Raw genomic sequence first — 4,070 nt, forward strand, 5'->3', positions numbered from 1 at the left:
CGCGCTGTCCGCTCGCGGTCGAACGCTGCCGCATCGAAGTGCCGCCTCTGGTGCCAATGGCCGACGGACGGGTCGTGGCCTGTCATGTGCGCGCTCCGGCGACGGGCATGCCGGCCGAGAAGAATATGACGGGTTGAACCTTCGCTACTGCGAGACGGTGTTGTCCATACAGCCAACGTCACGGGTGTCGGACGCGCAAAACTATAAGTTCCAGACTGCTCCTCTGATGCCGCAGCGACCTCCGTATGACAAGCTCCTACAGGCAAGAATAACGCACGCCACACGTTGACAAGATGTCAACTCAATACTAAAAGTCAAATCGCTGGCATGTGAGGATAATGAATGATGCTTCGAAAGCCCAAGTTGGTTCGCGAAGTGCTGACTCGCCGGGCATCCAATGCAGCATCGGTTGCTGCAAGTGGTCGGCTGACGGCGTGGCTGTTTCTGTTATGGCGAACTCTTTTTCGCCCAGTGAAATTTGTTCAGGTTATCATTTCAATCCACGTGTAGAAAGCGACAGTAGATGCGCATGTTTACTGCCACGCTCGCCACAGAGACCGTCACCTTTTCACCTCTGCCGACCAGCCTCGATTCATACAAAGAGTGCCTCTTTTATAGACCTGGCGAGTTCCCGCACGAGCTGCCGCCCCATTGGTGCACGGAACCGCTTTGGGTGGCGCGCCGCAGGGCGGCTGCAGAGGGCTTTACGCTTGTCGAAGGAAGTTGTTTCGTCGCAGAACCCTCCGGCACCACGAATCGTAGCGACTACGAGTTTATGCGGGATGAGATCCTAGGTCAGGTTCAGGCGGCATTGCCCCTCGAAGGTGTGCTGCTGGGGCTGCACGGAGCAATGGTGGCGCATGGCTATGACGACGTCGAAGGCGACATCATCGAGCGCGTCCGTGCTCTCGTCGGGCCGAAATGCGTCATTGGCGTCGAACTCGATCCACATTGCCATCTAACGATCAAGCGGGTCAAGCTTGCCGACATTATCGTGCTCTACAAGGAATACCCCCACACTGATACTGTTGAGCGCGCCGAGGAGCTGATCGATTTGGTTCTGAAGACGGTGCGCGGGCAAGTCACGCCTGTCATGTCTCTGTATGATTGTCGACAAGTCGGTTTCTATCCCACCACTGAGCCGCTGATGCGGCGCTTCGTCGATCGCGTGAAGGAGATGGAGGGTAAAGACGGCGTGCTCTCGATTTCCATCGGCCATGGGATGTCTACTGCTGACGTGCCGGAGGTCGGCTGCCGCATCCTCGTGGTCATGGACAAAGACAAGGCCAAGGGGGATGCACTTGCCGTCAGGATTGGCGAGGAGTTCGTCTCAATGCGCGGCAAGACCGCACCGCAATGCCACTCTGTCGATGATGGGATTGACGCCGCCCTCGCATTTAGCGACCCGCCAGTTGTGATGGCGGATATGTGGGACAACGCTGGGGGCGGCTCATCTTCAGACAATACCGTGATCGTGCAGCGCCTCATGGCGCGCCGGGTCGAAAATGCTGCAGTCGGACCCGTATGGGATCCGATCGCAGTGCGGCTCTGCTTCGACGCAGGCGAAGGGGCCGAGTTTGCGCTACGCTTCGGGGGCAAGATCGGCCCCGCGTCCGGCATGCCGATCGATGCGACCGTCACCGTGGTCGGACTCAAGCGCGAATGCTGGCAGAGCACAGGTTCGGAGCAGCCCTCATTTCTCGGCGACTGCGCCGCCGTGCGGATGGGCGGCGTCGAGGTCGTGCTGAACACTAACCGGGTACAGGCTATGGGGCCCGAGCTCTTTAGCAATGTCGGCATCGACCCGCTCGCAAGAAAGCTGTTGGTCGTCAAGTCGAGCAACCATTTCATGGGGGGCTATGGGCCAATCGCGAAGAAGGTGATCTATGTTGACAGCGTAGGATTTGACTACAGCAAGATCCCTTACACACGTGTCGGCCCGATCTGGCCGCGCGATGAAAAGACCAGCCCCGGCCTCATTCTTTGAGTGTCGATCTGATGTATCCCCAGCAAGGTTTCACAGGACCATGACCGGAACAAACCAAATTCAGCGCCTGCAGACGAATGCCCGTATGAGCCATGTGGTGATCGCTGCAGGTATCGTATATCTGTCTGGCCAGGTTGCCGACACCCCGAATGCGCCGATTAAGCAGCAGGTGAAAGAGGCCCTTTCGCGCATTGATACACTGCTCGGGTCCGCCGGAGTGGACAATACACGGCTGCTGACCGCGAACGTATGGCTCAGCGATGCTCTATACTTCGAGGAATTCAATCGCGTCTGGGAAGCCTGGGTGCCCGACTACCACGCGCCGACGCGCGCCACCGTGCAGGCACTGCTTATGGGTAACGGATACGACGTGGAGATCGCCGTCACCGCGCTCGCGCGATGAATATTTTGGCGAACGCGCAAAGCCGACGACGTGGCAATACACTGATGAAATTCGATACTATCGTCCTTGGAGCTGGGATCGTCGGCATATCGGTCGCGGTTCACCTACAACGGCTTGGGCGCGCTGTTGCGGTCATTGACCGCAAGCCTCCGGGCAGCGAGACCTCCTACGGAAACGGCGGGCTCATCGAAAGTCAAAGCGTTTGCCCAATCCCCTTTCCGCGGTCGGTCCGCGAGTTGCTGCACTATGCGCGCAACCGAGCGCCAGACGCGCGCTATCACCTGCGCGCGATGCCCAAGCTAGCACCTTTCCTTATGCAGTACTGGTGGTATTCGGAGCCCGGTCGTCACGCAGCGATCGCGCGCGCGAACGCTACACTGATCGAGCACTGCGTGACCGAGCATCGCGCGCTGGCGGAAGCTGCGGGTGCCCTCGGGCTGCTGCAGCGCCAGGGATGGATCAGGGTGTTTCGCACTCGTGCCCGACAGGATCGGGAGTACTTTAAGGCCGAACAGCTGTGTCAGGAGTTCGGTGTCGGGTTTCACACTCTCGATGGAACTGCCCTACGCAATCTCGAGCCCGACTTGAGTTCGGCCCTGATTGGCGCTTTGCACTATACGACATCGGAATTTGTCAGCGACCCGCAGGCACTTGTGCGTGCCTACGCGCGCCACTTCGAAATGCTGGGTGGTCGCATGTTCATTGGCAATGCGGACACACTCGAACCCGGATGGCGCATGAGCACGCAGGATAGAGTGATTGAAGCGGCATCGGTGGTAGTCGCGATGGGTCCCTGGTCGGATCGCGTCACATCGAAGCTGGGGTATCGCGTCCCGTTGGCAGTAAAGCGCGGGTATCACATGCATTATTCGGCTGAGCATGGCGCGCGATTGCGTCATCCGGTGGTGGACGTTGAGAACGGTTACATGATCGCGCCGATGTCCCGCGGCATTCGTCTCACGACCGGTGTCGAGCTGAGCTTGCGCGATAGCGCGAAAACGCCCGTGCAACTCACCGCGGTCGAGCCAGTTGCACGCGAGCTGTTTCCGCTGGGCGAACAGGTGGACGACGAACCGTGGATGGGCTGCCGTCCGTGCACGCCTGACATGCTGCCTGTCATCGGCCCCGCACCGCGTCATCGCGGGCTGTGGTTGGCGTTCGGACACGGGCATCTTGGACTGACGCAAGGGCCCGTCACGGGACGGCTAGTTGCTGAGCTGATGACTGGGAGCGAGACGGTATGCGACCCGGGGCCATTTCGCGTCGAGCGTTTTCGCGTGTGAGCGACGGACTCGACATGCGCTCGCAACTTGATTTTCAAGAGTTACCATGCGGTCAGGAGGCGTTCGCAACGGGAAAGATTCGGCTCCGCACTCAGATGCCCAGCGACATAAGGACATGCACTGCTCGAGCTCCGTTGGCCCGAGCGCTCTTCCAAAACAGTGCGGGTCAGTCGACGATCGCGGGCACGGCAAATCTGCAAAGAGTCGGAAATGGTCATGCAACGAAATCAGACGCATGCGCTGAACTAATTGGACATCGGTATCCAGTGCGATCTGAAGCAAGCAGTCCATTCAAGCTATGAAAGCGATATAGCCATGCCCACCTTGTCACCCCAGCAAGTGCTCAATCACTTGGACCGCAACACCTATTGGCCACACGGCTGCGGCCTGAGCGTGC

At 59.2% G+C, this 4,070-nt stretch carries 3 protein-coding genes and 1 pseudogene; all 4 read left to right on the top strand.

Going from position 1 to position 4,070, the window contains the following annotated elements; translation table 11 throughout:
• A pseudogene (locus tag OHD58_RS30210) lies at positions 1 to 137 on the top strand (oligopeptide ABC transporter ATP-binding protein); the annotation flags it as partial.
• Positions 138 to 523: 386 nt separating this feature from the next.
• Complete coding sequence (locus OHD58_RS30215) at positions 524 to 1,987, top strand: M81 family metallopeptidase (RefSeq protein ID WP_263807274.1); 1,464 nt, start codon at positions 524 to 526, stop codon at positions 1,985 to 1,987.
• A gap of 40 nt (positions 1,988 to 2,027) precedes the next feature.
• On the top strand, positions 2,028 to 2,390 hold the full coding sequence (locus OHD58_RS30220; RefSeq protein WP_263807275.1) for a RidA family protein: 363 nt from the start codon (positions 2,028 to 2,030) through the stop codon (positions 2,388 to 2,390).
• Positions 2,391 to 2,434: 44 nt separating this feature from the next.
• Entirely contained in the window at positions 2,435 to 3,673 is a 1,239-nt protein-coding gene (locus OHD58_RS30225) for an NAD(P)/FAD-dependent oxidoreductase (protein ID WP_263807276.1), read from the top strand.
• Positions 3,674 to 4,070: the final 397 nt, after the last annotated feature.

Origin of the sequence: Mesorhizobium sp. ZC-5 (genome assembly GCF_025753855.1) — a bacterium.
Lineage (GTDB): Bacteria > Pseudomonadota > Alphaproteobacteria > Rhizobiales > Rhizobiaceae > Neomesorhizobium.